Source organism: Streptomyces sp. NPDC058401 (assembly GCF_042722885.1).
Taxonomy (GTDB): Bacteria; Actinomycetota; Actinomycetes; order Streptomycetales; family Streptomycetaceae; genus Streptomyces.
Window position 1 is genome coordinate 1 of sequence record NZ_JBHXKA010000113.1, and the last position, 26,170, is coordinate 26,170.

Annotated in this window: 30 protein-coding genes; 9 read left to right on the forward strand and 21 right to left on the reverse strand. The window is 73.0% G+C overall.

The window, feature by feature from the left end:
• Positions 1-413: 413 nt before the first annotated feature.
• Positions 414-989: a TetR/AcrR family transcriptional regulator gene (locus ACFWNV_RS30665; RefSeq protein WP_383953335.1), complete on the reverse strand. Its 576-nt coding sequence runs from the start codon at positions 987-989 to the stop codon at positions 414-416.
• Between the two features lie 85 nt (positions 990-1,074).
• Here ACFWNV_RS30665 and ACFWNV_RS30670 point away from each other — a divergent pair, with 85 nt between their 5' ends.
• From ACFWNV_RS30670 to ACFWNV_RS30680, 3 genes are all read left to right on the forward strand, one after another.
• Complete coding sequence (locus ACFWNV_RS30670) at positions 1,075-1,902, forward strand: SDR family oxidoreductase (RefSeq protein WP_383953337.1); 828 nt, start codon at positions 1,075-1,077, stop codon at positions 1,900-1,902.
• Positions 1,903-1,933: 31 nt separating this feature from the next.
• Complete coding sequence (locus tag ACFWNV_RS30675) at positions 1,934-2,812, forward strand: haloalkane dehalogenase (RefSeq protein ID WP_383953339.1); 879 nt, start codon at positions 1,934-1,936, stop codon at positions 2,810-2,812.
• A gap of 142 nt (positions 2,813-2,954) precedes the next feature.
• Positions 2,955-4,415: an alanine/glycine:cation symporter family protein gene (locus ACFWNV_RS30680; RefSeq protein WP_383953341.1), complete on the forward strand. Its 1,461-nt coding sequence runs from the start codon at positions 2,955-2,957 to the stop codon at positions 4,413-4,415.
• Between the two features lie 87 nt (positions 4,416-4,502).
• Here ACFWNV_RS30680 and ACFWNV_RS30685 read toward each other — a convergent pair whose 3' ends face one another.
• From ACFWNV_RS30685 to ACFWNV_RS30720, 8 genes are all read right to left on the reverse strand, one after another.
• On the reverse strand, positions 4,503-4,931 hold the full coding sequence (locus ACFWNV_RS30685) for a nuclear transport factor 2 family protein (protein ID WP_383953343.1): 429 nt from the start codon (positions 4,929-4,931) through the stop codon (positions 4,503-4,505).
• A 121-nt stretch (positions 4,932-5,052) separates the two neighbouring features.
• Positions 5,053-5,244: a protease inhibitor I9 family protein gene (locus ACFWNV_RS30690; protein WP_383953345.1), complete on the reverse strand. Its 192-nt coding sequence runs from the start codon at positions 5,242-5,244 to the stop codon at positions 5,053-5,055.
• Positions 5,245-5,328: 84 nt separating this feature from the next.
• Positions 5,329-6,339 (reverse strand): pyridoxal-phosphate dependent enzyme, encoded by a 1,011-nt coding sequence (locus ACFWNV_RS30695; RefSeq protein ID WP_383953390.1) that lies wholly within the window; start codon positions 6,337-6,339, stop codon positions 5,329-5,331.
• Entirely contained in the window at positions 6,260-7,351 is a 1,092-nt protein-coding gene (locus tag ACFWNV_RS30700) for a GHMP kinase (protein WP_383953347.1), read from the reverse strand. Before ACFWNV_RS30700 ends, ACFWNV_RS30695 begins: the two co-directional genes overlap by 80 nt.
• A complete protein-coding gene (locus ACFWNV_RS30705) occupies positions 7,348-8,199 on the reverse strand; it encodes a Rossmann-like domain-containing protein (protein ID WP_383953349.1) in 852 nt (283 codons plus the stop codon). The genes ACFWNV_RS30700 and ACFWNV_RS30705 overlap by 4 nt, the downstream gene beginning before the upstream one ends.
• An 11-nt stretch (positions 8,200-8,210) precedes the next feature.
• Entirely contained in the window at positions 8,211-9,017 is an 807-nt protein-coding gene (locus ACFWNV_RS30710; protein WP_383953351.1) for an ABC transporter ATP-binding protein, read from the reverse strand.
• Positions 9,018-9,058: 41 nt separating this feature from the next.
• Positions 9,059-10,156, reverse strand: a complete 1,098-nt coding sequence (locus ACFWNV_RS30715; protein ID WP_383953353.1) for a FecCD family ABC transporter permease — start codon at positions 10,154-10,156, stop codon at positions 9,059-9,061.
• Positions 10,146-11,162 (reverse strand): ABC transporter substrate-binding protein, encoded by a 1,017-nt coding sequence (locus tag ACFWNV_RS30720; RefSeq protein WP_383953355.1) that lies wholly within the window; start codon positions 11,160-11,162, stop codon positions 10,146-10,148. The genes ACFWNV_RS30715 and ACFWNV_RS30720 overlap by 11 nt, the downstream gene beginning before the upstream one ends.
• Positions 11,163-11,323: 161 nt before the next feature.
• Here ACFWNV_RS30720 and ACFWNV_RS30725 point away from each other — a divergent pair, with 161 nt between their 5' ends.
• On the forward strand, positions 11,324-12,619 hold the full coding sequence (locus tag ACFWNV_RS30725; protein WP_383953357.1) for an MFS transporter: 1,296 nt from the start codon (positions 11,324-11,326) through the stop codon (positions 12,617-12,619).
• 38 nt (positions 12,620-12,657) lie between these two features.
• On the opposite strand, the gene ACFWNV_RS30730 is transcribed toward ACFWNV_RS30725, so the two are convergent.
• From ACFWNV_RS30730 to ACFWNV_RS30750, 5 genes are all read right to left on the reverse strand, one after another.
• Entirely contained in the window at positions 12,658-12,837 is a 180-nt protein-coding gene (locus tag ACFWNV_RS30730) for a hypothetical protein (RefSeq protein WP_383953359.1), read from the reverse strand.
• A gap of 252 nt (positions 12,838-13,089) precedes the next feature.
• Positions 13,090-13,779, reverse strand: a complete 690-nt coding sequence (locus ACFWNV_RS30735) for a VOC family protein (protein WP_383953361.1) — start codon at positions 13,777-13,779, stop codon at positions 13,090-13,092.
• A 32-nt stretch (positions 13,780-13,811) separates the two neighbouring features.
• Positions 13,812-14,870: a phosphotransferase family protein gene (locus ACFWNV_RS30740; protein ID WP_383953363.1), complete on the reverse strand. Its 1,059-nt coding sequence runs from the start codon at positions 14,868-14,870 to the stop codon at positions 13,812-13,814.
• 25 nt (positions 14,871-14,895) lie between these two features.
• Positions 14,896-15,153: a DUF397 domain-containing protein gene (locus ACFWNV_RS30745; RefSeq protein WP_383953365.1), complete on the reverse strand. Its 258-nt coding sequence runs from the start codon at positions 15,151-15,153 to the stop codon at positions 14,896-14,898.
• Positions 15,137-15,931, reverse strand: coding sequence for a Scr1 family TA system antitoxin-like transcriptional regulator (locus ACFWNV_RS30750; RefSeq protein WP_383953392.1), 795 nt, complete (start codon positions 15,929-15,931; stop codon positions 15,137-15,139). Before ACFWNV_RS30750 ends, ACFWNV_RS30745 begins: the two co-directional genes overlap by 17 nt.
• Positions 15,932-16,091: 160 nt before the next feature.
• Between ACFWNV_RS30750 and ACFWNV_RS30755 the strand changes: the two genes are divergently transcribed.
• The gene (locus ACFWNV_RS30755) at positions 16,092-16,310 is read left to right on the forward strand and encodes a hypothetical protein (protein ID WP_383953367.1); all 219 of its coding nucleotides are present in this window, start codon (positions 16,092-16,094) and stop codon (positions 16,308-16,310) included.
• Here ACFWNV_RS30755 and ACFWNV_RS30760 read toward each other — a convergent pair.
• The gene (locus tag ACFWNV_RS30760; protein ID WP_383953369.1) at positions 16,269-16,985 is read right to left on the reverse strand and encodes a YitT family protein; all 717 of its coding nucleotides are present in this window, start codon (positions 16,983-16,985) and stop codon (positions 16,269-16,271) included. The two genes, ACFWNV_RS30755 and ACFWNV_RS30760, sit on opposite strands and share 42 nt — an antisense overlap.
• 61 nt (positions 16,986-17,046) lie before the next feature.
• On the opposite strand from ACFWNV_RS30760, the gene ACFWNV_RS30765 reads away from it, so the two are divergent.
• Positions 17,047-18,450: a PLP-dependent aminotransferase family protein gene (locus ACFWNV_RS30765; RefSeq protein WP_383953371.1), complete on the forward strand. Its 1,404-nt coding sequence runs from the start codon at positions 17,047-17,049 to the stop codon at positions 18,448-18,450.
• 4 nt (positions 18,451-18,454) lie between these two features.
• Here ACFWNV_RS30765 and ACFWNV_RS30770 read toward each other — a convergent pair whose 3' ends face one another.
• From ACFWNV_RS30770 to ACFWNV_RS30780, 3 genes are all read right to left on the reverse strand, one after another.
• Positions 18,455-18,868 carry a PIN domain-containing protein gene (locus ACFWNV_RS30770; RefSeq protein ID WP_383953373.1) on the reverse strand — a complete coding sequence of 138 codons (414 nt, stop codon included), beginning with the start codon at positions 18,866-18,868 and terminating at the stop codon, positions 18,455-18,457.
• Positions 18,865-19,137 (reverse strand): CopG family transcriptional regulator, encoded by a 273-nt coding sequence (locus tag ACFWNV_RS30775; protein WP_383953375.1) that lies wholly within the window; start codon positions 19,135-19,137, stop codon positions 18,865-18,867. Before ACFWNV_RS30775 ends, ACFWNV_RS30770 begins: the two co-directional genes overlap by 4 nt.
• Positions 19,138-19,276: 139 nt before the next feature.
• Positions 19,277-19,894, reverse strand: coding sequence for a GNAT family N-acetyltransferase (locus ACFWNV_RS30780; RefSeq protein WP_383953377.1), 618 nt, complete (start codon positions 19,892-19,894; stop codon positions 19,277-19,279).
• 187 nt (positions 19,895-20,081) lie between these two features.
• On the opposite strand from ACFWNV_RS30780, the gene ACFWNV_RS30785 reads away from it, so the two are divergent.
• Positions 20,082-21,407, forward strand: coding sequence for a lipase family protein (locus ACFWNV_RS30785; RefSeq protein WP_383953379.1), 1,326 nt, complete (start codon positions 20,082-20,084; stop codon positions 21,405-21,407).
• Positions 21,408-21,485: 78 nt separating this feature from the next.
• On the opposite strand, the gene ACFWNV_RS30790 is transcribed toward ACFWNV_RS30785, so the two are convergent.
• From ACFWNV_RS30790 to ACFWNV_RS30800, 3 genes are read right to left on the reverse strand one after another with little or no spacing between them, the layout of a single operon-like run.
• Positions 21,486-23,027, reverse strand: coding sequence for a PTS transporter subunit EIIC (locus ACFWNV_RS30790; RefSeq protein ID WP_383953381.1), 1,542 nt, complete (start codon positions 23,025-23,027; stop codon positions 21,486-21,488).
• A 24-nt stretch (positions 23,028-23,051) separates the two neighbouring features.
• Complete coding sequence (gene murQ, locus ACFWNV_RS30795) at positions 23,052-23,987, reverse strand: N-acetylmuramic acid 6-phosphate etherase (RefSeq protein WP_383953383.1); 936 nt, start codon at positions 23,985-23,987, stop codon at positions 23,052-23,054.
• Positions 23,988-24,019: 32 nt separating this feature from the next.
• Positions 24,020-24,976, reverse strand: coding sequence for a MurR/RpiR family transcriptional regulator (locus ACFWNV_RS30800; RefSeq protein WP_383953385.1), 957 nt, complete (start codon positions 24,974-24,976; stop codon positions 24,020-24,022).
• A 102-nt stretch (positions 24,977-25,078) separates the two neighbouring features.
• Between ACFWNV_RS30800 and ACFWNV_RS30805 the strand changes: the two genes are divergently transcribed.
• Positions 25,079-25,495: a hypothetical protein gene (locus tag ACFWNV_RS30805; protein ID WP_383953386.1), complete on the forward strand. Its 417-nt coding sequence runs from the start codon at positions 25,079-25,081 to the stop codon at positions 25,493-25,495.
• A 7-nt stretch (positions 25,496-25,502) separates the two neighbouring features.
• Positions 25,503-25,772 carry a DUF4031 domain-containing protein gene (locus ACFWNV_RS30810; RefSeq protein WP_383953388.1) on the forward strand — a complete coding sequence of 90 codons (270 nt, stop codon included), beginning with the start codon at positions 25,503-25,505 and terminating at the stop codon, positions 25,770-25,772.
• Positions 25,773-26,170 lie beyond the last annotated feature (398 nt).

The window sequence follows — 26,170 nt, forward strand, 5'->3', positions numbered from 1 at the left end:
CGGCCCCCGGCGCCACACCCGCCGGCGGGGCTGGGGTGTGCCGGCGTCGGCGTGGCTGCGTGGGGTGGGTCGGTGCCGGGGGCGGGGTGGGGTGTTGGCCTGGACTGCATGATTTAGGCGCCCTGCCTCCAACGTTCGACAGTTTTGGCTTCCCCTAGCGCCACAAATCACGCTCTACGTCCAGGCCAACACCCCACCCCGCCCCCGTCCCCGCCCCGGCCGCGCCACCCTTCCGACCCGGGTGAATCCAGCCTCGCCGGCGTTTGAGGCGTGGGGTCTGGGGCGGAGCCCCAGGGGGTCCGGGCGCAGCCCGGGGCCCGCTTGCAGCCCGGCCGGCGTTTGAGGGCCGGGGCGGGGCTGGCCCTGGGAACGGTGGAAGGGTGGGTAGGGGACTTTGCCCCGCAGGGCCGGGGTCAGGTGAGGGAGTCGATCCAGCGGGACAGGCGGCGGGCCTCGGAGGTCATGAGTTCCGGGTCGCGGAAGGTGTTCGTGAGGAGGGAGATTCCCTGGTAGGAGGCGATCAGGGCGACCGCGAGCTCGCGGGCGTCCGCCGCGCGGCCCAGCGCGAGGAACTGCTGCTCGGCCCAGTCGAGAAGTACCCGCATGGCTTTGGCGAGCGTCTGGTCGAGGCCGTCGTCGCGTTTGTCGAGCTCGGAGGCGAGTGAGCCGGTGGGGCACCCGTAGCGGGCGGTGAGTTCGCGCTGTTCGGCCCAGCCGGCGAGGAGGGCCTTCAGGCGGTCCTGGGGGGTGGGGAGCTCGTCCAGGGTGCTGATCATGGCCGCGAGGGTCTGCGCGTGGGCGTCGATGGCGGCTTCGACCAGCTGGTCCTTGGTCTTGAAGTAGTAGTAGACGTTGCCGACCGGGACGTCGGCCGCGCGGGCGATGTCGGCGATCGTTGTTTTTTCCATGCCCTGTTCGTGCAGGACCTGGGCCGCGGCCGCGGCTAGGCGTTCGCGCTTGCCGCCGCGGTTCCCATCTGAGTAAGTCACCTGACTAAGTGTAGACGGGCGCCGCCCCGGGGGCTATGGTCATGCCAGGAGTCAGTCAGTCAACTAACTCATAGGGGAGCCTTTCATGATCGTCATTACCGGTGCGACCGGAAACGTCGGCGGCGAGCTGGTGCGGATCCTCGCGGCGGCGGGGGAGCGGGTCACGGCGGTCTCCCGGCGGGCGCCGGAGGGGGCGCTGCCCGAGGGGGTCCGGCATCAGCGGGCCGACCTCGCCGAGCCGCAGAGCCTGCGGCCCGCCCTCGCCGGGGCCCGGGCCCTGTTCCTGCTGGTGGCGGGGGAGGATCCGCGGGCGGTGCTCGGGCTGGCCGCGGAGGCCGGCGTGCGGAGGGTCGTGCTGCTGTCCTCGCAGGGGGTCGGGACCCGGCCCGAGCAGTACGGGCACCCGGCCGCCTTCGAGGAGGCCGTGCGCCGGTCGGGGCTGGAGTGGACGGTGCTGCGCTCGGGCGGGCTCGACTCCAACGCCTTCGCCTGGGCCGAGTCGGTCCGTACGCACCGCACGGCCGCCGCACCCTTCGGGGACGTCGGGCTGCCGATGGTCGACCCGGCGGACGTGGCGGAGGTCGCGGCGGCCGTGTTGAGGGACGAGGAAGCCGGGCACGCGGGCCGTACGTACGACCTGACCGGTCCGGCGCCGGTCACCCCGCGCGAGCGGGCCGCGGCGATCGCGGGGGCGATCGGGGCGCCGGTGCGGTTCGTGGAGCAGAGTCCCGAGGAGGCCCGGGCGCAGATGCTGACCTTCATGCCCGAGCCCGCGGTGGACGGCACCCTGTCGATCCTGGGTGCCCCGGTCGCCGCCGAACGGGCCGTCAGCCCCGCCGTCGAGCGGATCCTCGGCCGGGCCCCGCGCCCCTTCACCGCCTGGGCGGACCGCACGGCGGCGGCCTTCCGCTGACCCCGACCCTTTCAGAGCAGGAGCAGCAGTCATGCCCGTACAGCGCGTACTCGACTCGACGATCCACTACCGGGAGGCCGGTGTGCCCGCGGGCTTACCCGTGGTCTTCCTGCACGGGAATCCGACCTCCTCGCACCTCTGGCGGGAGGTCCTTCCGGCCCTCGGCGGGGCCCCGGCCCGGCTGCTCGCGCCGGACCTGATCGGGATGGGGGACTCGGGCAAGCCCGACGTCGGCTATGCGTTTGCCGACCACGTCCGTTACCTCGACGCCTGGTTCGACGCGCTCGGGCTGGACGAGGCGGTGCTGGTCGGGCACGACTGGGGAGGGGCGCTCGCCTTCGACCGGGCCGCGCGGCTGCCGGGGCGGGTGCGGGGGATCGCGTTCACGGAGACCATCGTCAAGCCGATGGGCTGGGAAGAGTTCCCGGAGGGCGGTCGCGAGCTGTTCCGGGCGATCAAGACGCCGGGGGTCGGGGAGGCCATGATCCTCGATGCGAACGCCTTCGTGGAGGAGGGGCTGCCCGGCAGTGTGGCCCGGCCGATGGACCCCCGGGACCTGGCCGCGTACAGGGCCCCGTACCCGACGCGCGAGAGTCGGCGCCCGCTGCTCCAGTGGGCCCGGTCCATGCCGCTGGGCGGGGAACCCGCCGAGGTGGTGGCCCGCGTGGCGGCGTACGGGGAGTGGCTCGCGGGGAGCCCGGACGTGCCCAAGCTGCTGCTGACCTTCGCTCCCGGGCCCGGGGCGATGACGGGCCCGGAGGCCGTCGACTGGTGCGTGGCGAACATCGCGGGCCTGGAACTGGCCCGGCACGACGGGGTGCCCGCCGGTCACCACACCCCCGAGGACCATCCGCTGCTGATCGCGGCGGCGGTGCGCGACTGGGCGGAGCGGCACGGACTGTGGGGGTGAGCCGCGGAGCCGCTCGGCGCGGTGCCGGTTGCTCCGAGCGCCGGGAAGGGGGCGAAGGGCGCGCGGTCCGGGCCTTCGGACCCCCCGGCGGCGGACGTAGGTCCCTGTCCGTGGGCCTTCCGCCCCGGGGAGACTTCGCATCATGGACACTCTGGACTCGGTGATCGTCAACATCAACGATCACCTCTGGACCTACCTGCTGATTCCGCTGGTGGTCGGTGCGGGCCTGTACTTCACGGTCCGCTCCCGGGGTGTGCAGCTGCGCCTGCTTCCCGAGATGTTCCGGGTGGTGAAGGAGAAGACCCCGCCGCGCGCCGACGGCCGCAAGCAGGTCTCGTCCTTCGGCGCCTTCACGATCTCGGCCGCCGCGCGCGTCGGTACCGGCAACATCGCCGGTGTCGCCGCCGCGATCACGCTGGGCGGTGCGGGCGCCGTGTTCTGGATGTGGATGATGGCGCTGATCGGCGCGGCCTCCGCCTTCGTGGAATCGGCCCTCGCCCAGCTGTACAAGGTGCGCAATTCCAGCGGCGCCTACCGGGGCGGCCCCGCCTACTACATGCAGCGGGCGCTCGGTAAACGCTGGCTCGGGGTGCTCTTCGCGGTGACGATCACCGTCACCTTCGCCTTCGTCTTCAACGCCGTGCAGGCCAACACCATCACCGCCGTGGCCGCCGGCTCCCTCGCGGACGCGGACGGGTCGAACTGGTTCGGCCCTTCCCTCGGCGTGCTGCTGGCCGCCCTGCTGGGCTTGGCCGTCTTCGGCGGGGTGAAGCGGATCTCGTCCATCACCACGGTCCTGGTCCCGGTGATGGCGATCGTCTACCTGCTGCTGGGCGCGGCGGTGGTCCTCCTCAACATCACCGAGTTCCCGCGGGTCATCGCGGACATCGTCGGCGGCGCCTTCGGTTTCCGCGAGCTGGCGGCCGGCGGCATCGGCGCGGCGATCCAGCAGGGCATCCGGCGCGGCATGTTCTCCAACGAGGCGGGCCTGGGCTCGGCCCCGAACGCGGGCGCCGCCGCCGAGGTCTCGCACCCGGTCAAGCAGGGCCTCGTACAGTCCCTGGGCGTCTTCTTCGACACCCTCCTCGTCTGCACGATGACGGCCTTCATCGTCCTCGTCACCAACCCGGAGCTGTCGGGCCGCCAGGGCGCGGACCTGACGCAGACGGCGCTCAGCGAGACGCTGGGCGGGTGGGCGGGGCACCTTCTGACGGTGGTGGTCTTCATGCTCGCCTTCAGCAGCATGATCGGGAACTACTACTACGGCGAGACCAACATCCAGTTCATCACCCGCAAGCGGTGGGTCCTGCCGGGATACCGGGTGCTGGTCCTGTCGGCGGTCGTGCTGGGCTCGATCGGCTCGGTGTCGGTCGTCTGGAACCTGGCGGACGTGTTCATGGGCCTCATGGCCCTGATCAACCTCGCCGCGATCATCCCGCTGTCGGCCATCGCCTTCCGCCTCCTGGACGACTACCTCGCCCAGCGCCGGGCGGGCCTGGAGCCGGTCTTCACCCGCGACCGCATGCCGGACCTGAAGGGCGTCCAGTGCTGGGACCCGATCCGCACGACGGTCCCGTCGTCGCAGGCCCCGGAGCGGGTGTAGCGGGGTCCGGGTCGCCTTCGGCGACGAGGTGCGGCTCCCCGAGCCCTTCGCGGTGGCGGTGGACACGGGGAGCTTTTCGCGCTGACCTCAGGCGAGGCGGTCCGGGATCGGGGCCAGGTCGTAGTTGGCCCAGACGTAGGAGTCCATCTGGTGCTGGTCGCCTGAGAGGTTCGTGACCCGGTCGACCTTGCCGTCGGCGTCGAAGTGCCAGACCAGCGCCCACAGGGTGTCGACCTTGCCGACGCCCCCGGTGGTCCAGCCGCGGTGGACGTCGACCACGTACTCCTCGTTGGCCTCCAGGAACAGCGGGTCGGCCTGGAATCCGGCCTTGCCGAGCTGGGTGAAGAAGGCCGCTACCTCCTCGACGCCCCGCTTGGTGCCCGACAGTGGGTGGTGGCCGGGGATGGTCCACTCGATCCCCTCCGCGAGCACCTCCCGCATGCCGTCGAGGTCGTAGGCCGCGTAGGCCGTGAAGAACTTGGTGATCGCTTCGACCTTGGTGCTCTTGTCGCTCATGCCGTGTGGATCCGTTCCGTCTCGTCCGTGATCGAGTGCCGTTCCTCGTCCTGCGCACGATCGACGATAGGTGCGGACTCCCCCCTTCAGGAGGGGGATCTCACCCGCGGGCGGGCAGGTCCTAGACCGCCGGGCCCGAGACCGCGACCGGGCCGTCCGGTTCCACCGAGGTCACGACCGCCGTCGAGCGCAGGGACTCGACCTGGCCGGGGGAGAGGCGGGCGCTGAAGCCGTTCAGGGCGTGGCGGTAGACGTGGACCGGGGTGATCCCGTAGGCGTCCGCGACGGCGGCCGGGTCGAGGCCGCGGTGCACGGTGACGATGTACGCCGGCCACTCGGCCGGGGCGGTACGGGATGCGGGGGCCGCCGGCAACCAGTGGGACGAGGAGACCGGCGCTCACGCCGCCGCGCGGCCCCACCGCATCCGCGACCACGGCAGGGCCAGCTCGCTTCGGTCGCTCACCTCGCGCGGGGCGAGGTCCGCGATCGGGGCGGCCTCGCGGTGTCGCGCATAGACGGTGTCGACGTAGCGGTGGCCGGTGTCGGGGGCGATGAAGAGGACCGTGCGGTGGGGTGAGCGCTCCCGCTCGTGGCGCGCCGCGAGGTAGCCGGCGCCGGTCGACAGCCCGGCGAAGACCGCGTGCCGGCGCAGCAGGTCGACGCTGCCGGCGAGGGCGGCGTCGAAGGAGACCCAGTGCAGGGTGTCGTACAGCGTGTGGGAGACGTTCCCGAAGGGGATGGAGCTGCCGATCCCCGCGATGATCATCTCGGTGTCGGTGACGTGTTCGGAGCCGAAGGTGACGCTGCCGTACGGCTGCACGCCGACGAGTTCGACGTCGGAGGCGTCCGCCGGGCCGGTGGCGTCCTCGCGGAGGTAGCGGGTCAGGGCGCCGGTGGAGGCGCCCGAGCCGACCCCGCCGACGAGGGTGAGCCCGTCGGTGCCGGTGGCCTCGCGGATGCGGTCGGCGATCGCGCGGTAGCCGAGGTAGTGGACGTCGTCGTGGTACTGGCGCATCCAGTGGTACTCGGGGTGTGCGGCGAGGATCTCGTGGATCCGCTCGACGCGCCGCTTCTGGTCGAGTCCGAGGTCGCTGCACGGTTCCATCTGCTCCAGCGTGGCCCCGAGGATGGCCAGTTGGGTGCGCAGCGTGTGGTCCACCGTGGCCGAGCCGACGATGTGGCAGTGCAGCCCGTACCGGTGACAGGTCAGGGCGAGGGCGTACGCGTAGATGCCGCTGGAGCTGTCCAGCAGGGTGTCCCCGCGGCGCACGACGCCCGTGTCGAGCAGGTGGCGCACCGCCGCGAGGGCGGAGACCACCTTCATCGTTTCAAAGCGCAGGCAGACGAGCCGGTCGTCGAGGCGTATCAGGTCCGGCCGGCCGATCGACTCGGCGATGTGCTGGTCCATGCTGTGCTGGTCCATGCTGTGCCGGTCCATGGTGGGGGGTCTCCTTCGCAGGGGTGCTTCCGGTCGTGGAGGTGGCGGTCGTGGAGGTGCCGGTCGTGAAGGTGCGGGTGGCGGGGATGCCGTGGGCGTCCAGGGCGTGCAGGCAGCCGCGAATGCGGCGGCGCAGCTCCGGAGCGGCCGGGTCGAAGAGCACGCCCGCCACCGCGCCGCTGTGCGCGATCTGCACGCCGACCGCCCCGACCCGGCGGGCCAGGGCGACGAGCGCGTCGAACTCCGGGTGGCGGAGAACCTGTTGGCCGCGCCGTGCGCTGGCGGTGGCGACCGCGCCGAGCAGGTCCGCGCTGCCGGTGGCCACGGCCCGGCGCAGCAGCGCGCGCAGCCGCTCGTAGGCCCGTACGTCGTCCTCGCCCAGGTCGGCGGCCGGCAGGGTCAGGGTGTCGACGGGCGCGCCCCCGCCGAGGGCGCAGCCCACCACGACCAGCGGCGGCAGGGCCGGGCCGAGCACCTCCAGGACGCGGCCCTCCCGCTGGGCGAACAGCACCGGGTGGCCGCCCAGCATCAGCGGATCGGAGGCGAGTTCGGCGCGCACGGCCAGGGCGGCGACCGTCGTGGGGGCCAGGCGCAGCCCGTACGAGTCCGCGACCGCGCGCACGGCTGCGATGACGTCGCTGCTGGAACTGCCCATACCCAGGCCCACGGGTATCGCTCCGCTGAGCCGCAACTCCCCTCCGCAGGGCGGCCGTCCGGTCCGCCGGGCGCACTCCGCGACGGTGAGGGCCGCGGCCCGGGCCGCCTTCGTCCGGTCGGCGGGGGTGACGGTGAGCGCCTCGGGCGCGGTGCCGGGGCGGCGGGCGAAGACGGCGCTGCTGCCGGGGCCCGCTATGGGGAGGGTGACCAGCCCGGCGCACCGGCGTCCGGAGCCGTCGAGGAAGACGCCCTGGAGGATCTCGCCGTGGTGGCAGGGGGCGTGCCCGGTGCCGGTGCCGGGGGCGTTCGTGGCGCCGGGGTTCACGCGCCGCCCGCCGTCCGGTAGCGGTACAGGACCGTCTCCTCGGCGCTGAACTGGGAGAAGGGGAAGGGCTCCGCGGACAGGGCGCTCACCCCGGAGCCGAGGAAGGCGCGGGCGACGGCGCTGCCGGTCTGTGCGTAGACGACCAGCGGGATGCCGCGGGAGCGGCAGCGCTCCAGGATGCTGTCGAAGGTGCCGTTGCTCAGGGTCATGCCGGTGGCGACGACGGCGTCCGCGGTGTCCAGCACCTGGTGCATGTCGTCGGTGACCGGGTCGCCCCACTGGGTGGCCCTGAGGTTGAGGTCGCAGGGGAGCGGACGCCCGCCGCGTGCGCGGATCGCCGCCACGAGCGGGTTGACGACCCCGATGAGCCCGACGGTGGCGCCCTCCTCGATGTCGAGCAGTCCGGCGATGGCGGCGTCGCGGGCCCGGGCGCGGACCTCCGGGGTGCCGGTGGGGAGGGTGACCGGTTCGGCGTCGCCCTCCCCGGCCGCCACGCGGTGCGGGCGGGTCTCGGAGAGGTAGGCGTCGAGGGCGGCGATGCGCAGGGGGCGCGGGGCCTCGCGCAGGAGGACGTCGAGGTGGGTGCCGGAGGAGTCGCGGCAGATCGACGGGTCGATCTCGCCGGCTTCGAAGGCGCAGCCGCCGAAGGAGCCGCCGAGTCGGACCAGGACGTACTGGTTGAGGTAGGTGGTGTCGCCGCCGGCCAGCCGGGTGCCGTGGTGGATCCAGAACACGCTGGTCGCGACGAGCGAGGAGGGGAGCGGGCCGTGCTCACCGGCGAGGACGGCCTCGACGAGCGCATCAACGGAGGGGGAGGGGGAGGGAGCGGGAGTGGCGGTCTGGTTCACAGGGGTCCTTTTCACAGGGCGGACAGGGGTGTTCGTGTGCGCGTCCGCGCGCCGTCGAGCGGTCCGCGATAACTGACCTGGGGGTGTCCGAGGGCGTCGGTGGTGAGTTCGGCGTCCACCTCGAAGACCTCGGCGAGCCGCTGCGCGGTCAGCACGGCGGCGGGCGGGCCGGAGGCGATCAGGCGGCCGTGGTGCAGGAGCAGCAGCCGGTCGCAGTACCGGGCGGCGAGGGAGAGGTCGTGCAGCGCGACCAGGACCGTCTGCCCGGTGATGGACAGCAGCTCCATCAGCTCCAACTGGTGTTTGACGTCGAGGTGGTTGGTGGGCTCGTCGAGCAGGAGCGCCGACGGCTGCTGGGCCAGCGCGCGGGCGATGTGGGTGCGCTGCCGTTCGCCGCCCGACAGCGCCTTCCAGGGGCGGCCCGCGACCGGGGTGAGTCCTACGCGTTCCAGCGCGGCGGCGACCAGCGCCCGGTCGGTGGCATCCGGCCCGCGCCAGCGGTCGCGGTACGGGGTGCGGCCCAGGCCCACGATGTCGGCGACGGGCAGATCGCTGTCCGCGCCCGCGTCCTGGGCGACGAAGGCGAGGTGCCGGGCGATCCTGCGCGCACTCCAGCCGCGCACGGACTCCCCGTCGTACCGGACCTCGCCCGCGTCGGGAGCCCGCAGGCCCGCCAGGCAGCGCAGCAGTGAGGACTTGCCCGAGCCGTTGGGGCCGAGCAGTCCGACGGTCTCCCCGGCCGCGATGTCCGCACTGACCTCGCGGACGACCTGGGTGCCCGTCACCGACCAGCTCAGCGCCTCGGCGGTGATCCCCAACGCCCTCACAGATCCCAACGCCCTCGCAGATCCCGACGCCCTCACAGCTCCCCCCGCTTGCGCAGGACCAGCAGGAAGATCGGTACGCCGAGCAGGGCGGTGAGCACGCCGACGGGAACCTCGCGCGGGCCGAAGGCGACCCGTGCCAGCGCGTCCGTCCACACCAGGAACACCGCGCCGGCCAGGGCCGTGTACGGCAGCAGCACCCGGTGCAGCGGTCCGACGAGGAACCGCACCCCGTGCGGGACGATCAGCCCGACGAAGCCGATGGCGCCGACGGTGGCCACGGCCACCGCGGTGAGCCCGGCGGTGACCACGAGCAGCAGCATCCGCGTGTGCCGTACGTCGATCCCCAGGGAGGCGGCGGTGTCGGTGCCGAAGGCGAGCCCGTCGAGGGCGTTCGAGCAGAGCCAGGCCGCCGCCAGCCCCAGCGGGGTGACGACCGCGCAGACCGCGACCGTGTCCCAGCGGGCGGGCGCCATCGAGCCCAGGAGCCAGTGGGTGACGGCCCGGGTGGTGTCCGCGTCGGCCGAGGCCATCAGTACGAGCGAGGTCAGCGCGGTGAAGAGCTGCCCGATGACCACGCCGGTGAGGACGATGCGCACCGAGTCCAGCCCGGTGCGCCGCAGGAGCAGCAGGAGCAGCCCGAAGGAGAGCAGCGCCCCGGCGAGGGCTCCGCCGGTGACCCCGAGGGTGCTCGCGCCGATGCCGAGGACGACCACGGTGACGGCTCCGGCGGAGGCGCCCGAGGAGACGCCGAGCAGGTAGGGGTCGGCGAGGGCGTTACGGGTCACCGCCTGGAGCACCGCTCCGCACACGGCGAGGGAGGCGCCGACGAGGGCGGCCATCAGCACGCGGGGTAGCCGCAGGTCCCAGACGAGCGAGTCCAGCAGCGGGGGCAACGGCTCCACACCCAGGCCGAGTCGGGTCCCGAAGACCCGGCCGAGGCCGGTCCAGCCCACGTCGGCGGCGCCGATCCGGACGGCTGCCGCCAGCGAGGCCGCGAGGGCGGCTGCGCCGAGGACGGCCGTGACGAGGAGGCGCCCCGCGCGGGGGGTGGCGGACCCGGCGGTCAACGGGGCTGCGGCCATCGGAGCCGCCGGCGCCACCGGATCAGCGGCCACCGGATCAGCGGACATATCCGAGGTCCTTCATGCCGGCCGCCAGCAGCCCCAGGGCGTGTACGGAGCGCACCGAGGGGTCCAGTTCGATGCCGGGGACTTCGAGGATCTTGTTGTCGCGGACCGCGGCGAGCCGGGAGACGACCGGGTGCTGCGTCATGGTGGTGCGCTTCTCGGCGGCGCTGTCACCGGGCCGGCCGCGCTCGGACAGGTCGCCGATCACGATGAAGTCGGGGTCGCGCTTGGCCACTTCCTCCCAGGAGACCTCCGGCCAGTCCTCGTCGACGTCGTCGAAGGCGTTCTTCGCGCCGACGATGCGGCTCATCTCGCTGGGCAGGCCGGTCCGGCCCGCCACGTACGGCATGCCGTTGAAGACGGAGTAGAGGTAGACCACGGTGGGCTGCTCGGTGCCGCCGGGGACCTTGGGGGCTGCCTCCCCGGCCCGGGCCACGGCGGCGCGCTGGTCGGCGGCGAGCTTTCCGGCCCGCTCCTCGGCGCCGAAGACCTTGCCGAGGTTCTCGTAGTCGGAGAAGAGGAGCTCGAAGGGGGTCCGTCCGGCCGGGTTCTGTCCGGGGCAGTCCACGGCGCTGACGAAGGTCGCGACCTTGAGGGCGTGGAGCTCCTCGCGGGTGCCCGCCCGGTCCTTGGTGAAGAGGTCGGCGGAGCCGCCGATGACGAAGTCGGGGGTGGCGGAGCGCAGTTGTTCGCCGGTGGCGATCTTCGGGGCGATGACGGGGACCTTGGCGTAGGCGGCCTCGTACGCGGCGGGGATCTTCGTCTTGAGGTTGGCGGTGCCCGCCATCGAGTCCTGGAGTCCGAGTTCGAGCAGGGTCTCGGTCGAGGTCTGGTCCAGGGTGACGGCCCGCTTCGGCGGCGCCGCGAAGGAGGACTGGCGGCCGCAGCTCGTGATGGCGGTGGAGGTCGAGCCGGCCTTGGAGTCGTGGGCGGCGGGTGCGGAGCAGGCCGCGGTGGCGAGGGTGAGGGTGAGGGCCAGGGGGATGCCGAGGCGGGCGGGGTGGCGCATGGGATCTCCGGTCTGGGCAGGGCGATGGGAGCGCACGGCTGTTGTCGTGCACCGGGCAAGACCGCCGCGTTCGAAGGGTACTGTAATGGCATTCATTTTCATTAAGAACCCCGGGGGCGGTTCGCCGAGCCCCTGCCCCACCCCCAAGGAGCGATCTCACCGTGGCCACCACCCCCGCATCCCCGACAGCCAAGTCCCCTGATCCACACCCGCGTTCGGTGCTCCTGGACGTCCCGTTCCTGCGCCTGTGGGCGGGCACCACCGCCTCCGGACTCGCGACCTGGGCCCTGCCCTTCGTCCTCGGGCTCGCCGTGCTCCACCACGATCTGGGCGCCGCCGGCCTCGGGCTGGTCCTCGCCGCCCGCACGGTCGGATTCCTCGCCGCCGTCACCGTCGGCGGGGTCCTCGCCGACCGGCACTCCCGCCGCGCGGTCGTCCTCTGGTCGGCCCTGGCGGCAGCCGCCGCCGCACCCCTCCTCGCCGCCGGACTGGGCCGCTCGCTGCTGCTGATGACGGCCGCCGCCGCCCTCGCCGGGGCCGGACAGGGCGCGTGCCGCCCGGCGTTCCAGGCGCTCACCGCCGAGACCGTCGACCCCGGGCGCCGTCAGCAGGCCAATGCCGCCATGACCATGGCCGTCCGCGGATCCACCCTCGCCGGACCCGCCCTGACCGCGCTGCTCGCGGCCTTCCTCGACGTCCGGGTCCTGCTGCTCGGCATCGGCCTGCTCTGGCTGGTCGCCGCGCTGGTCCCGGGCAAGGGGCAGGGGGTGGGCGTGGACGTGGGCGGTGCCGCCGCCGGGTCGGCGCCGCGGGCGGGTTTCCGTACCGAGTTCCTGGACGGCGTACGGGAAGCCCGACGTCACCCCTGGTTCCTCGCCGGACTGGCCGCGCTCGTCGCGGTCATCGCCCTCGGCTACTCCGCCACCAGCGTGGCCCTGCCCCTGATCAGCCGGGACCGCTACGGCAGCGAATGGGTGCTCGCCGCGGCCATGACCGCGTACATAGTCGGCGCGCTCGGCGGAGCCCTGGTCATCGCCCGCCGGCGGCCCCGCTCACAGGGGTGGGCCGCCTTCGCGGGGCTGGCGGCTTACGGGGTCGCCCCGTTGAGCCTGATGCTGCCCGTGCACCCGGGTGTGGTCGTCGCCGCCTACGCCGTCGCCGGGATCGGGATCGAGCTGTTCAACGTGCCCTGGTTCACCGCCACCCAGCGCGAGGTCGCCCCGGACCGGCTGGCCCGCGTCTCCTCGCTGGACTTCCTCGTCTCCTACGGTCTGGCACCGCTCGGCCTCGCCCTGATCGCCCCGGCCATCGAGGCCTTCGGCGTCACGCCCGTCCTCGGCGCCTGCGCGGCCGCCTGCTTCCTCGTACCGGCAGCGGCGGCCCTGGTGCCGACCGCCCGGCACTTCGCACGGACGGCCCCGGCGGAGCGGTCGGAGGCGGCGGCGGACGCGCGCTAGTGCCGCGACCGCGGAGCCGAACCTGCCTGGTCAGAGCCCTAGATGTGGATGAGGATCTGCCGCAGGGGATACCCGAGCGCCCCCGCGAGAGAGGCCAGCTCCCCGTCGGTCAGCCACGCCCGGTTCGGATACAGCACCTCGATCCTGAACCGCGCGAAGCCCATCGGCCAGTCGTACACCAGCTCGTTGAGCGAGGTCTCGACGTCGCAGCAGGGCAACGACCATCTCGACGGTGTCGTGCCACTGGACGTCCAGGCCGGTTCGGGCGTCGTCGGACAGCATCCCGGAGAACAAGGCCGATGCACGGTCCGCCGCTTCCCTACCGGGCTGCCAGTAGGGATCGGTCGGAATCACCGTCAGGTAGTTGTCACTCATCGCGCGTCCCCGCGCCCGTTCCCCGCCCGCCACGGTCCGCTTCTCGTCCCGTGTTCATCAGACCCGGCGAACCTATCCGGTCACCGCACCGGGGCTCAGTCCCGGCCCTGCCAGGTGGTGATGCAGACCTCGTTGTCCTCCGGGTCGGCGAGCACCCAGAACGCGGGGGCTTCGGCCGCGGACAGGAGCCGGCCCCCGGCCGCCAGCGTGGCCTTGATCCGCCCGGGTGCCTCGTCGTGCGGAACGCAGACGTCGAAGTGGATGCGGTTGCGCTGCGGGCGCGCCCGGTCCATCTGCTGGAACCAGACGGCCGGGCCCTGCCCGAACGGGTCGACGAGCGGATCCTCCGGCCCGTCGGCGCCCGGCTCGTCGGCGTAGCCCAGTACGGCCTTCCAGAACGGCCGGATCGCGGCGATGTCCAGCGCGTCGACGGCGATCTCCAGTATCTGGACGGACCGCGGCGCCGCCGTTCCGATCTCGGGCTGGGTCGCGAGCCCTGCCTCGGCCGCGACGGCGGTGATCCGGCGGGCGAGTTCGACGTCCCGGGCGGTCACCGCCGCGCGGTCCGCCGTCTGGAGGGTGAAGACGACCCGATCGGGGCGGACGTCGACCCGCAGGTGCCGGTCGGCTTCGTCCCCGCACACCGAGACGGCCCTCGCCGCCACGACGATCGCCCGGCCCATCGACCCGACCGGTACCGAGGTGAGCAACGCGCCCAGCAGGAAGCGCCATCCGTGGTCCTGGACCGCATCCGAGGCTTCCTGCCGACTCAAGATCTGTTCCATGACCCCATCCTGGCCGTGCGCGAAGGCAGGTTCTAGTACCAGGGTCGGGCGTCGGGCGTGGGCAGCGGGCGCAGAGCCGGCCAGCGTGCGAGCAGGCGGTCGGCCAGGGCGGAGCTGAGCCGGCCGAGGCCGTGCAGGTGGTCGTGGTCGCGGGTCATGCCGGCGACCACGCCGAGGCGGTGGACGAGCCGCTCGCGGGCGGTGACGTAGCCCCACTCGAAGTCCTCGACGGGGACCCGGGCGAGCTGGTCGACCGTCCCGCGGTGGGCCCGTTCGACGAGCGCGTCACCCTGGATCAGCCAGCCCGCGCACGCGTCGGCGAGGTCGCCCGGCACGTCCGTCCCGGTGAGGCCGCGCCAGGTGGACCGGTAGATGTCCTCGACCTCGGTGAGGGGGGCCGCGGTGACCGACATGGCGCACCAGCAGGTGGGGAAGCCGATGCGGAAGAAGGCGAGTTCGACCAGGCCGTTGCCGAGCGAGGCCCGCTCGAAGTCGACGAAGCGGATGCCGTCGGCGGTGCGCAGGTCGTTGCCGGGGCAGGGGTCGCCGTGCAGCAGCGCGTAGTGCGGAGTCGGATCCAACCGGTACAGGAGCGCGTCGAGTTCGCTCGGGACCGTGGGCGGTACGGGTACGTCGAGGGCTCCGGCCAGGGCGAGGAAGGACTCCGCGTCGCCGGCCGTGGGCCCCGACGCGACCGGGAGCGCGCTCGCGTCGGCGGGCCCGGTCAGGGCGTGCAGCCGGGCCAGCGACTCGGCGTACGCGGGCATCCAGTCGCCCGTCTCCCCGAGGTCGTCCACGTACTCCAGGACGATCACGCGCGCAGCCGGGTCCGTGGCGAGCACCGCGGGAGCCACGGCGGGCCCGACGGCCCGCCCGGCCAGGCGCAGCCCGGCGAGCTCCCGCGCGAAGCGCGCGTCGGCATCGGCGGTGGCGTCCCCGGTGTCGGTGATCTGCTTGACGATCACCGGCTGGCCTTGGGCGGGCCGCACCCACCACACCCGTGAGCGCGGACTGCTGTCGAGGAGCTTGCTCTCCTTGGGGGTGCCCACGGTGGAGAGCAGCGCCTCGCTGAACGGAAGCCTGTTTGACATGCCGGCGAGCGTAGCCGCCGGGGGCCTAGGCGAGCGCGGAGATAAAAGCGCTCCAGGCGGGAGCGCCGAAGGCGATGTGGGGGCCGTCGGGGACCTTGGAGTCGCGGACGGGGACGATGTGGGGGTGGCCGTCGGCTACTTCGAGGCAGTCTCCGCCGCTTCCGCCGCTGTAGGTGGACTTGCGCCAGGTGGCCATCTCCAGGCAGTTTCCGCCATCACCCGCGCTGTAGCTGGACTTGTGCCACGTGGCCGTCGACAGGTCGTACTCAGACATGGTCGTCATGTGCGTAATCCTCCGCCACTGATGCGATCAGGGCCAGGGACTCGCGTGGTGACAGTGCGCTGGCCGTGAGGAGATCGTAGGTCAGGGTGTGGTGGGCGACCGTGGCTGGATCGTCCAACAGCTGGCTGGTTCCGAGGGCTTCGACGTAGGCGAGCGGGGGAGCGTCGTCGAATTCCATCAACCTGAGCGGTCCGCCCAGCGCTGCATGCGCACCCGCACTGAACGGCAGCACCTGGACGATGATCCGGTGCGACCGGATCAGGTCCGCGAGGTGCCGCAGCGCCTCCGCCATCACCGACTGGCTGCCGATGGCCCGACGCAGCACCGCCTCGTCGAGCACGCACCACAACAACGGGGTTGTTGGCTCCGCGAGAAGGGCCGCGCGGGCCAACCGGGCTTCGACCAGTTCGTCGATGGCCGACTCCGACGCCGTCGGCTGGTACGCGCGGAAAACGGCCCGGGCGTAGGCCTCCTTCTGGAGCAGGCCCGGGATCAGCAGCGGCGCGTACTCCCGGATGGCCTTCGCCAGGCCCTCGGCCTCGGCGGCCTCCGTGAAGTGGTCGGGGTACTTGAACTTGGTCACTGCCTCGCAGTTGCGGGTGAAGAAGTCGCCCGTGCCGAGGGTCTTGTCTATCTCCCGGGCGAGCTCCGGGACCATCCGCCGCGTCCCCGCTTCGAGTTGGCCGATGAAGGAGCCGCTGACGAAGAGGGGCTCGCCGAGTTTGTCCTGGCTGAGGCCGGCCCTCTTGCGGGCGACGCGCAGTTCGGAGCCGAGCATGGTGCGGGGTGAGGAGAACGGGTCGACGTCTCCGGAATCGGGCACGGCAACTCCCCTGACAACAGGTGCGGGTGTTGGAGTCTGGCCCTTGAAGGCTAGCCAGCCCGTCGCCACGCTGAGTACTGAACGCGACTACTCAGAGCGAAAGGTGACATGCCAAATGGTGCTCACGTCGAGGGAACGGATGCTGGCGGCCGAGGAGGCCGTAGGGCAGTTGAAGGCCGCGCTGACGGACGTGGGGGTGGTGTTCCCCTCGCTCGGGGTCGACGGGGTGTCGGCGGCGGGGTCGTACGGGCTGCCGCTGGTCGATCTGGGACGCTGCAACCTGGACACCGCGCTACGGCTGGCCGCCGTCCTGCACGAGCGGGCCCACCCCTGAGGGAACGTCGAGGCGGACGGTCAGGCGCGGGAGGAACCAGCCGATCAGCGGGCCCGTGCACAGGGCGACGATCACGGTGCCGAGGCCGAGGGTGCCGCCGAGCAGCCAGCCGAGGCCGGCCACGGACACTTCGATGCCGGTGCGCACCGCGGCCACCGGCAGGCGGGTGAGCCGGACCAGGCCGGTCATGATGCCGTCGCGCGGGCCCGAGCCGTACTGCGCGCCGAGGTAGAGCGCGTCGAAGAAGCCGAGGGCGAGCAGGCCGAGGGCGAGGTACGCGAGTGCGGCGGGCGTCCCCTCGGCGGCGGGGAGTACGACGGCGGTGGCGTCGGCGGCGAAGCCCACGATCGCGACGTTGAGGACGGTGCCGAGCCCGGGGAGCTCGCGCAGCGGGATCCAGGCGAGGAGCACCAGCAGCGAGATCAGGTTCGTCGCCCAGCCGAAGGAGATGCCGAGGGTCTTGGCCGTGCCGTCGGTGAGCACGCTCCAGCTCGCCGTGCCGAGGCCGGACTCGACGAGCATCATGACGGAGGCGCCGTAGCCGGCGAGGCCGAGCAGGAGTTGGGGGACGCGGCGGGCGGTGCGGCCCGCCCGGAGCTGGGCGAGGGCGTTCATGCGGGGCGGATGGGCGGCGGGCGCGGGAGCAGGTGCGGGTGCGGCCGTGGGGTGGGGCATGGGCTCAGCATCGCCAGCGTCTGGCCCCGGAATCGATAGCCAGATTGCGTACGCTGGTCCGGTGAAGATCAGCGCGCACGCCGTAGGACGCATGGTCGGGACCTGGCAGGAGGGGCCCGGGCCGGCGCACCGGCGGCTCTCCGACCGGCTGCGGCTGCTCATCCTGGACGGGCGGCTCTGCCTCGGGGCGGCGCTACCGGGCGAACGCGATCTGGCCACCGCGCTCGGTACGAGCAGGACCACGGTCGGGGCCGCGTACCGCACGCTCGTGGAGCACGGCTACCTGGAGACGAGGGAGCGCGCGCGGGCGATCGTACGGCTCCCGCACGAGGACGCGCCCGTCCCGCGCCGGGCGGGTACGGACGTGGGGAACATCGACCTGTCCCTCGCCGCGCCGCCCGCACCCCCCGAGGTCCTCCACGCGGCTTTCGCGACGGCCCTGGAGCGGCTGCCGCTCCACTTCGAGCGGCACGGCTACGACCGGTACGGCACCGCGGAGCTGCGCGAGGCGGTCGCGGGCTGGTACGGGCGCCGGGGGCTGCCGACCTCGCCCGACCACGTCATGATCACCAGCGGGGCGCAGCACGCGATCGGACTGCTGGTGCGCACGCTGCTGGCGCCGCGGGACAGGGTGCTCTTCGACCATCCCACCTACCCGCACGCGATCAGGGCCTTCACCGATGCGCGGGCCCGGCTCCTGCCGGTGGCGGTGGGATCGTCCGGCTGGGATGTCCCGCAGCTCCTCGCGGCGGCCCGGTCGGCGCAACTGGCGTACTTGATCCCGGACTTCCACAACCCGACCGGGATGTACATGCCCGCGGACGTACGCCGGAGCCTGCGGCCGGCCTGCCCCACGATCATCGACGAGACCCTGGCCGACCTGGGGCTGGAGGAGCCCACCGCCCCGGCCGCGGAACCCTTCGCGGCGACGCACCCCACCGCCATCAGCATCGGCTCGGTGTCCAAGAGCATCTGGGGCGGCCTGCGCATCGGCTGGATCCGCGCCGTGCCCGCACTGCTGGAGCGCGTCGCCCGGTCCCGCCCCGCGACGGATCTCGGCACCCCGGTGGTGGAACAGCTGGCCACGGCCGCGCTCTTGAATGGCAATCAGACCGGGCGACCGGAAGCCCTCCGCCAACTCCGGTCGCAACAGGACGCCTTGCTGGCGGCGCTGGCCGAGCACCTGCCGGAGGTGCACGCACCGCGGGCGGCGGGCGGGGTGACCCTCTGGGCGCGGTTCCCCGAGCCGGTCGGCTCACGGCTGGCGGCGATCGCGCCGGACCACGGGGTGACCATCGCGGCGGGCCCGCAGTTCGGCGTCGGCGGCGCCTTCGAACGCCACGTCCGCCTGCCGTACACCCTCCCGGCGCCCCGCCTCACCGCGGCCGTCCGCCGCCTGGCCGCCGCCCACCACGCCCTGACGGCGGGCGCCACGGGCATCCACACCCCGGCGCCGGTGGCCTGACGGGCTAGATCTTCACGGCGGCGAGGCGCGTGCCGCAGAGTGCGGTGAGGTCCTCGGGGTCGGAGGTGAGGACGGTGACGGGGCCGGGCGCCGCGAGCGCGGTGGCGGCCAGCATCGCGTCGATGGCGTACTTGTGCCCGTGCAGGCCGGCCTCGCGGAGCAGGGCCGTGGCGGCGTGGGCGATCTCCTCGGTGACGGGCTCGACCACGACTCTGGACAGCGCCCACGTGAGGGCCGCCATGTTGATCTTCGGGTGGACGACCTCCACGAGGGTGGCGGTGCTGGTGATGACGCGCATGTCGTCCGCGAGGGCGAGGGCGAGCCAGCGAGTGATCGTGCGATCCCGCAGGACGGCCTTGGAGAGTCCCTCGCTGTCCAGCACGAGGGTGCCTCCGGGCCGGGTCGGCTTCGGCGTCATGCGACGTCCTTCTGCTGGGTGTCGTCGGTGGGCTGTCCTCCGTGGGCGCGGCGGAATTCCTCCCGGGTCGCGTCGATCTCCTCCGCGGTGATCGGTCCGTGCTCCGCCTCGGCCACGGCAACGAGCTCCGCCAGGTTGTCCCGTTCGATCTGGCGGGCCACGGCGGCGGTGACGTAGGCGGAGAGCCCGGAGGGGCCGCTGCGGGCGCGGGCGGCCTCGGCGATGTCGCGGGGCATCGAGATGGAGTACTTCTGGGTGGCATCGCTCATGCCACCCATGCTACTGCCGATGCCACCACCGTGTTCGGCGTGTGGGGCGTAGAGATACATGTGCATAGGCTCTCGGCATATGCGGGCATCGGGATGCCCTTTCGTACCGGTTCACTCGACCGGGTGCGACCCCCGTCCCTCAGTCCGTGCTCAGGCGGGCGTGGAGGTGTTCGTCGTGCCAGCCGTCCGCGTGGAGGAGGGCGCCGCGCATGGTGCCCTCCAGGGGGTAGCCGGACGTCAGGGCGACCTGGCAGGAGGCCGGGTTGGCCGTGGAGTGGGTGATGCGCAGGCGGTGCAGGCCGAGTTCCGTGAAGGCCCAGTCGGTCAGGACGGTCAGGCCTTCGGTGGTGGCTCCGGCGCCGCGGCCGGCGGGGAGCAGCCAGTACATGAACTCGCCGCTGCCGCCGGGGAGATCGAGGTCGGCGAGGCCGATCAGGCCGACCGCGCAGCCGCCGTCCGCGGGGGCCAGGGCCCAGACCGCCGAGCGTTCGGCGTGCCAGCGCTCGCGCCAGCGGGAGATGCGGGTGACGGCCCGGTCCTCGGTGAGGGGGTCCGGCCGGTTCCAGTGCCGGATGTCCGGATCGGCGTACGCGGCCACGAGCGCGGGGGCGTCGTAGGCCTCCCAGGGGCGCAGGTGCAGCCCGCAGGGGAGGTCGTACGAGGGCTGGGCAAGGGCGGCCATCCGGCCTGGCGGCACCACGGGCGGTATCGAGTCGGGCCGCGGGGTGGTCGGTGGGGTGATCGGCGCGTCGGTCATCGGGCCATCATCCGCGGGCCCCGGGAGCCCGGTGCGGCCCGGGCCGGCCGTGGTGCGGCCATTGGGGGCCGGTGGACCCGGCAGGCGTAACAAGCGGCGAACACTACGTCACGGTAAGCGACATTTCATCCCTTTCTTCCTAGTCTCACGTCCCGGTACCGAGTGACCGAGCGAAATGGACGACAAGATGAGACGACGGCTTTCCGCGATCGCCGCGGCCGGTCTGGCCGCGATCCTCGCGCTGGGCGGCGGGGCTACCGCGACCGCGACCTCCGCGGCGGGCACCAACCCGGACGGCGGCAAGGGCGGCAAGGGACTGTGCGCACCGGGCGTGCCGGTCGGGCCGGAGGGCGACAAGTTCTACGACCCGCCGTCGCCGCTGCCCGAGGGGGACCACGGCGACCTGATCTGGGCCCGCCGCATCGACGCCCCCGACGGCGCACGCGCCTGCCGGATCCTGTACCTCTCCACCCTGCAGACCGGTACCCGCGTCGCCGTCTCGGGCATCGTGGCCTGGCCCGACGCCCCCGCGCCGCGCAGCGGCCGCAACGTCGTGGCCTGGGCGCACGGGACCACGGGCGGACCGCGCCAGTGCGCGCCCTCCGCGGTGCCGAACCCGGCGACCGACCTCGTCGGCTACTACACCTACGACAGCCCGTGGGGCATCGACGTCGGCGTCCCGGCGCTGACGCAGTTCCTCGACTCGGGCGACGTCGTGGTCGGTACGGACTACCAGGGTCTCGGCACCCCGGGCGTGCACCAGTACACGGTGGCCGTCACGGAGACGAACAACGTCCTGGACTCGGTCCGCGCGGCCCGCCAGATCACCGAGACCCGCGCGAACCGCAAGGCGGCCGTCCTCGGCTGGTCGCAGGGCGGCGGCGCGGCGGCGTTCATCGCGCAGAACTACAAGGCGTACACCCCGGAGACCAACCTGGTCGGCATCGCGGCGCTGGCGCCCGCCGCCAACCTGGGACCGGACTTCCGCGGCCTGGTGCTGCCCGGCCCGACGTCCCCCACCTCGCCCTCCCACAACGCGGCGCTGCGCGTCAACGTCTACCGGGGCTTCCTCGCCGCCTACCCGCAGCTGAAGGCCGAGGACGTGCTGAAGCCGGCCGGGCTGGAGGCGCTGCGCGGTGACGGGGTGATGTGCATCGAGCACCTCGCCGACGTGATCCAGGAGAACGTGGGCAACGCGGGGCAGCTCGACACGATGTTCCAGCCGCTGACGGTGGTGCCGGAGGTGTGGCACGAGCGCTTCCGCCAGAACACCCCGGGCTACGTGACCTCGGTGGCGCCGATCCTGGTGATGCAGGGCACGGCCGACACGGTCATCAACCCGAACTCCACCGACGAGTACGTGAGGCGGGCCTGCCGCTTCAACAAGCCGGTCGAGTACACGAAGTACCAGGGGGCGACGCACCAGACGATCCCCAACGTCGCGGAGCCGGAGTACCTGAGCTGGATCGCGGACCGCTTCGCGGGCAAGCCGGCGCCGTCCAACTGCGCCTGAAGCACGGTGTGAAGCAGTGAAGGCTCCCGGCCGGTGGACCACACCGGCCGGGAGCCTTCGTACGTGGGGGGCCCGCTGTCAGCGGCCCACGGGGACGGGCGCCGCGTCCTGGACGGGCTCGGCGCCCGCCGCCGCCGGAGCCGCGGCCCCGGGGGCCGCCTCCGCGGCCGGGGCGGCGTTGAACTCTTCCAGCATCTGCCGGGTGAAGCCGAAGAAGTAGGTGGCGGCGAAGCCCACGAGGTAGCCGACGGCCAGGCCGCCCGCGTAGATCGCGATGGTCATCCCCATGCCCGACTTGCCGTCCAGCAGCGGGAACAGCGCCCAGCCCGAGGGGCCGATGGCGGTGGACCCGAAGGCGGTGCCGAGCTGGTTGAAGAGGCCGACGAAGGCTCCGCCGGCGGCGCCGCCGATGCAGGCGGTGATGAAGGGGCGGCCCAGGGGGAGGGAGACGCCGTAGATGAGGGGTTCGCCCACGCCCAGGAAGCCGGCGGGGAGGGCGGACTTGATGGTGGCGCGGATCGAGCGGTTGCGGGGGAGCTTGTAGTAGACGGCGATGGCCGCGCCGACCTGGCCCGCGCCCGCCATGGCGAGGATGGGGAGCAGGACCGTGTACCCGGTCTGCTCGATCAGGGTGGTGTGGATGGGGATCAGGGCCTGGTGCAGGCCCAGCATGACCAGCGGGAGGAAGAGTCCGCCGAGGACCAGGCCCGCGAAGGCCCCGCCGGTGGCGAGCAGCCAGGTGGCGAAGGAGCCGATGGCGGTGGAGACCTCACCGGCGACGAACATCAGGCCGAAGATGGTGACCAGGCCGGAGATCAGCACGGTGAGGGTGGGGGTGACCAGGACGTCGAGCGCCTCCGGGACCCACTTGCGGCACCACTTCTCCACCTGGACGGCGAGCAGCGCGGCCGCCAGTGCGCCGAGTACGCCGCCCTGGCCGGGGGAGAGCTGCTGGCCGAAGGCGTCGATCTTCGCGACCCCGGGGAAGACGATGATCGCGGCGACGGCGCCGCCGAGGATGGCGGTGCCGCCGAACTCCTTGGCCGTGTTGTAGCCGACGAAGACCGCGATCAGGGACATGAACCCGCTCGCCATCGCGGCGAGGGCGGGGACCACGGCCGGGACCCAGCCCATGTTGGTGAGGAAGCCGTTGAGTCCGGCGATGATGCCGCAGCCGATCAGGGCCGGGATCAGCGGGACGAAGATGTTCGCGATGCGGCGCAGGAACAGCTTGAAGGGCGTGGAGTTCTTCGCCTTCTGGGCGTTCTTGATGGCCGCGCCCTGGGCGGCGAGTTCGTCGGCGGTGTGACCGGCGCCGGCTCCGGCGGGGGCGGCCGGGGCGGCGGCCGCGGCGGCCGAACGGCCTTCCGCGACGAGGGCCTCGAACTCGGGGGTGACGCGGGCGACGGTGCCCGGTCCCAGCACGATCTGGTACGTGTCGTCCTCGACGACGCCCATCACGGCGGGGAGGGCCTTGAGGGCCTCGTCCTGGACCAGGGTGCGGTCGCGGAGGTTGATGCGCAGCCGGGTCATGCAGTGCGCGATGGACAGGACGTTGTCAGGACCGCCGACCAGGGGAAGGATCGCGGCGGCTGTGGCGCGGTTCTTGTCAGTGGACATGGTGGTTCGCCTTGCTGCTTGGGGTCAGCGGGGGGTCTGGGGGGTCTGGGTGAGGGCGGCCCGGAGGTGGCCCCGGGAGGCGGTGAGGAGTTCGGCGGCCGTGGGGCCGTCGACTCCGCCGAGGATGACGAGGATGGCCTGCTTGACCTCGCCGTCGGCGGCGGTGAGCGCGGCCTCGATCTCGGCGTCGGGGGCGCCGGTGGCCAGCGAGACGATGCGGCGGGCGCGGGCGCGCAGCTTCTCGTTGGAGGAGCGCATGTCGACCATCAGGTTTCCGTAGGTCTTGCCCAGGCGGATCATCGTCAGCGTCGAGATGAGGTTGAGGACCAGCTTCTGCGCGGTGCCGGCCTTCAGCCGGGTGGAGCCGGTGAGGAGTTCGGGTCCGACGACCACCTCGATGCCGTGGTCGGCGGCCGCGGCGAGCGCGGAGCCGGCGTTGCAGGACAGGCCGACGGTGAGCGCGCCGCGCTCGCGGGCGAACTCGACGGCGCCGATCGCGTACGGGGTGCGGCCGGAGGCGGAGATCCCGATGACGGTGTCGTCGGCGGTCAGGGCCAGCGCGGTCAGGTCCTCGCGGGCCAGTTCCTTGGAGTCCTCGGCGCCTTCGACGGCCTTGACCATGGCGGAGGGGCCGCCCGCGATCAGGCCGACGACCTCGGAGGGGTCGGTGTTGAAGGTGGGCGGGCACTCGCTGGCGTCCAGGACGCCCATCCGGCCGGCGGTGCCGGCGCCCGCGTAGATCAGTCGCCCGCCGCGGGCCATCCGCTCGGAGATCCCGTCGATGGCGGCGGCGATCGTCTCCAGCTCGCCGGCGACGGCGGCCGGGACGGTGGCGTCCTCGGCGTTCATCAGGCGGGCGATCTCCAGGGTGGGCAGCTGGTCGATCTCGGCCAGTTCGGGGCGGAAGGCCTCGGTGGTCAAGGTGGCGAGCTGGGCGCGGAGTTCGGCGTACGCGGTCATGGCTTCGGCTCCTGAGCTACTTGCTTGCGCTGCTAGCGGGTGGTGCTGTTGCGCTTGGCGGTGGGTACGGGGGTGTGGTGGCGGGGCGCGAGCGCCTCGTACGAGGCTGCGAGCGCGGGCGCCGCCGTCTCGTAGGTCTGCTGGGCGACGCCCACGAACAGGCAGTCCACGACGAGGAGCTGGCTGGTGCGGCTCGACATGGCCGCCGGGCGCAGCTGGGTCTCGCGGGCGGCGGAGGTGGCCAGCACGAGGTCGGCGTAGTGGACGACGGGGGAGTTCGCGCGGGCCGTGAGCGCGAGGGTGGTGGCCCCGTGCTCGAAGGCGGTCCGCAGCGGCTCGATGACGTCGCCGGTGCCGCCGGAGTGCGTGATGGCGACGGCCACGTCGCCGGGGCGCAGCAGGACGGCGGTGGTGACGGCGAGGTGCGGGTCGCCCGGCGCGTGGGCGATCAGGCCGATGCGCGACAGCTTCTGCGCGAGGTCCTGGGCGACGAGGCCGGAGGCGCCGACGCCGTAGATCTCGATGCGGCGGGCGCCCGCGAGGGCGGCCACGGCCGAGCTGAGGGCGGCGACGTCGAGTCCGGCGGCGGTGTCGGCGAGGGTCTGCGCCTCCTCCTGGGCCAGTTTGGCGACCACGTCCGCGAGGGAGTCGTCGACGGCTATGTCCACGGTGACGGCGGGGGCCGCGCCGGACTCCTGCTGGGCGGCGAGCGCGGCGAGCGCGAGGCGCAGGTCGCGGTAGCCGGGGTAGCCGAGGAGGCGTGCGGTTCGGACGACGGTGGCCTCGCTGGTGCCGGTGCGGGCGGCGAGGTCGCTGACGGTGAGCGCGGCGCAGGCGGCCGGGTCCGCGGCGACGGCCTCGGCGACGGCCTGCATGGAGCGGGTCATCGAGGGGCCGAGGCTGCGGATGCGGGCCCGCAGGGCGGCGGGGGCGGGGACGGGTGTAGCCGTACCGGCTCCGCTGAAGGTTTCTTTCACGTTCTCGCTCACCCGTGAAACTTATTTTCAGAGGGGTGGGAACGTCAAGACGCCATAAGTCACCGGCGCAAGAGGACCTTCGCCACGGGCCCGGTCCGGGTCCACAATGTCTCCATGGACCACGCGACCCCCCTTGAACAGGCGCTGCACGCCGCACGCGCCCTGGTACTCGCCGATCTCGTCGCGGGCGAGGTCGCAGAGGCCGACGTCGTCTCGCTCGTCGAGGACGCGGTCACACACCGCCGCTGGTGGGTGGAGGAATGGCCGCAGGGCGCCGACTTCCTCGCCGGACTCGTCGCCCAGGACGTGAAGGACGCACTGCTGGAGAAGTACGGCCGCTGGCCGCTGTGCCCGGTCTGCGGACACGGCGAGCCGCACGCGCTGGACGTGGAGCCCGAGCTCGGGCCGGACCCGATGTGGGTGTGCTCGGAGGCTGGCGTACGGGTGGCGCCGGTGGGCGGGCTGGGGCCGGTGCTCGGCGGCTCCGGTTCCGGTCCGGGCTCCGGCTCCTCCTTCAGCTTCGGGGAATGAGCCGCCCGTGACGGTGTACATCGACCCGCCCGACTGGCCGGGGCACGGCCGCCTGTGGTCGCACCTGGTCAGCGACACCTCCTTCGAGGAACTGCACGCCTTCGCGGCAGCGATCGGCTGCCCACCGAAGGCCTTCGAACGCGACCACTACGACGTCCCGGAGCAGCGCTACGCGGACGCGGTGGGCGCGGGCGCGGTGGAGATCGGCAGCAAGGAGCTGGTCCGCCGGCTCACCGCCGCGGGGCTGCGCAGGCCCAAGGGGCGGCCGGCGGGGTAGGCGGTGGGCCGGGGTGGGTCCGTCAGGCCCGCCGGTCCGGTGTGCGCCGGGACAGGGACGCGGTAGGCGGTCCGGTGTGCCGCCCCGCGGTAATCCGTCGCGAGGGCGAGGCCCGCCACTGCCACGCCGATCCCCCAGACCGCCCCCGCCGGCCCCAGACCCCCGTGTGCCACGGCCCCGCCCCCGCCCCGCCCCCGCTCCGGCCCCCCGCCGGAGGGCTCACCGTAGGTCTTGGTCGGGCTGGTGCGGCATGCCGGGCTACGGCAGTTTCGGCCCGCGCACGTTGCCGGACGGGGGCGGCTAGGCCGTCTCTTTCGGATCTTGCCGGGCCCGCGACGCCTGGCACCGCGCCTGGCCGCACTGCCGAGGCGACCACGTACGCCCAGTACGCGAACGCC

Excerpts from the sequence above, each read along its gene's own strand:
- ACFWNV_RS30670 (WP_383953337.1), top strand. The coding sequence starts at position 1,075 with ATGATCGTCATTACCGGTGCGACCGGAAACGTCGGCGGCGAGCTGGTG.
- ACFWNV_RS30675 (WP_383953339.1), top strand. The coding sequence starts at position 1,934 with ATGCCCGTACAGCGCGTACTCGACTCGACGATCCACTACCGGGAGGCC.
- ACFWNV_RS30680 (WP_383953341.1), top strand. The coding sequence starts at position 2,955 with ATGGACACTCTGGACTCGGTGATCGTCAACATCAACGATCACCTCTGG.
- ACFWNV_RS30685 (WP_383953343.1), bottom strand. The coding sequence starts at position 4,931 with ATGAGCGACAAGAGCACCAAGGTCGAAGCGATCACCAAGTTCTTCACG.
- ACFWNV_RS30695 (WP_383953390.1), bottom strand. The coding sequence starts at position 6,339 with ATGGACCAGCACATCGCCGAGTCGATCGGCCGGCCGGACCTGATACGC.
- ACFWNV_RS30715 (WP_383953353.1), bottom strand. The coding sequence starts at position 10,156 with ATGTCCGCTGATCCGGTGGCCGCTGATCCGGTGGCGCCGGCGGCTCCG.
- ACFWNV_RS30720 (WP_383953355.1), bottom strand. The coding sequence starts at position 11,162 with ATGCGCCACCCCGCCCGCCTCGGCATCCCCCTGGCCCTCACCCTCACC.
- ACFWNV_RS30735 (WP_383953361.1), bottom strand. The coding sequence starts at position 13,779 with ATGGAACAGATCTTGAGTCGGCAGGAAGCCTCGGATGCGGTCCAGGAC.
- ACFWNV_RS30740 (WP_383953363.1), bottom strand. The coding sequence starts at position 14,870 with ATGTCAAACAGGCTTCCGTTCAGCGAGGCGCTGCTCTCCACCGTGGGC.
- ACFWNV_RS30745 (WP_383953365.1), bottom strand. The coding sequence starts at position 15,153 with ATGACGACCATGTCTGAGTACGACCTGTCGACGGCCACGTGGCACAAG.
- ACFWNV_RS30750 (WP_383953392.1), bottom strand. The coding sequence starts at position 15,931 with ATGCTCGGCTCCGAACTGCGCGTCGCCCGCAAGAGGGCCGGCCTCAGC.
- ACFWNV_RS30755 (WP_383953367.1), top strand. The coding sequence starts at position 16,092 with ATGGTGCTCACGTCGAGGGAACGGATGCTGGCGGCCGAGGAGGCCGTA.
- ACFWNV_RS30760 (WP_383953369.1), bottom strand. The coding sequence starts at position 16,985 with ATGCCCCACCCCACGGCCGCACCCGCACCTGCTCCCGCGCCCGCCGCC.
- ACFWNV_RS30770 (WP_383953373.1), bottom strand. The coding sequence starts at position 18,868 with ATGACGCCGAAGCCGACCCGGCCCGGAGGCACCCTCGTGCTGGACAGC.
- ACFWNV_RS30775 (WP_383953375.1), bottom strand. The coding sequence starts at position 19,137 with ATGAGCGATGCCACCCAGAAGTACTCCATCTCGATGCCCCGCGACATC.
- ACFWNV_RS30780 (WP_383953377.1), bottom strand. The coding sequence starts at position 19,894 with ATGACCGACGCGCCGATCACCCCACCGACCACCCCGCGGCCCGACTCG.
- ACFWNV_RS30785 (WP_383953379.1), top strand. The coding sequence starts at position 20,082 with ATGAGACGACGGCTTTCCGCGATCGCCGCGGCCGGTCTGGCCGCGATC.
- ACFWNV_RS30790 (WP_383953381.1), bottom strand. The coding sequence starts at position 23,027 with ATGTCCACTGACAAGAACCGCGCCACAGCCGCCGCGATCCTTCCCCTG.
- murQ (WP_383953383.1), bottom strand. The coding sequence starts at position 23,987 with ATGACCGCGTACGCCGAACTCCGCGCCCAGCTCGCCACCTTGACCACC.
- ACFWNV_RS30805 (WP_383953386.1), top strand. The coding sequence starts at position 25,079 with ATGGACCACGCGACCCCCCTTGAACAGGCGCTGCACGCCGCACGCGCC.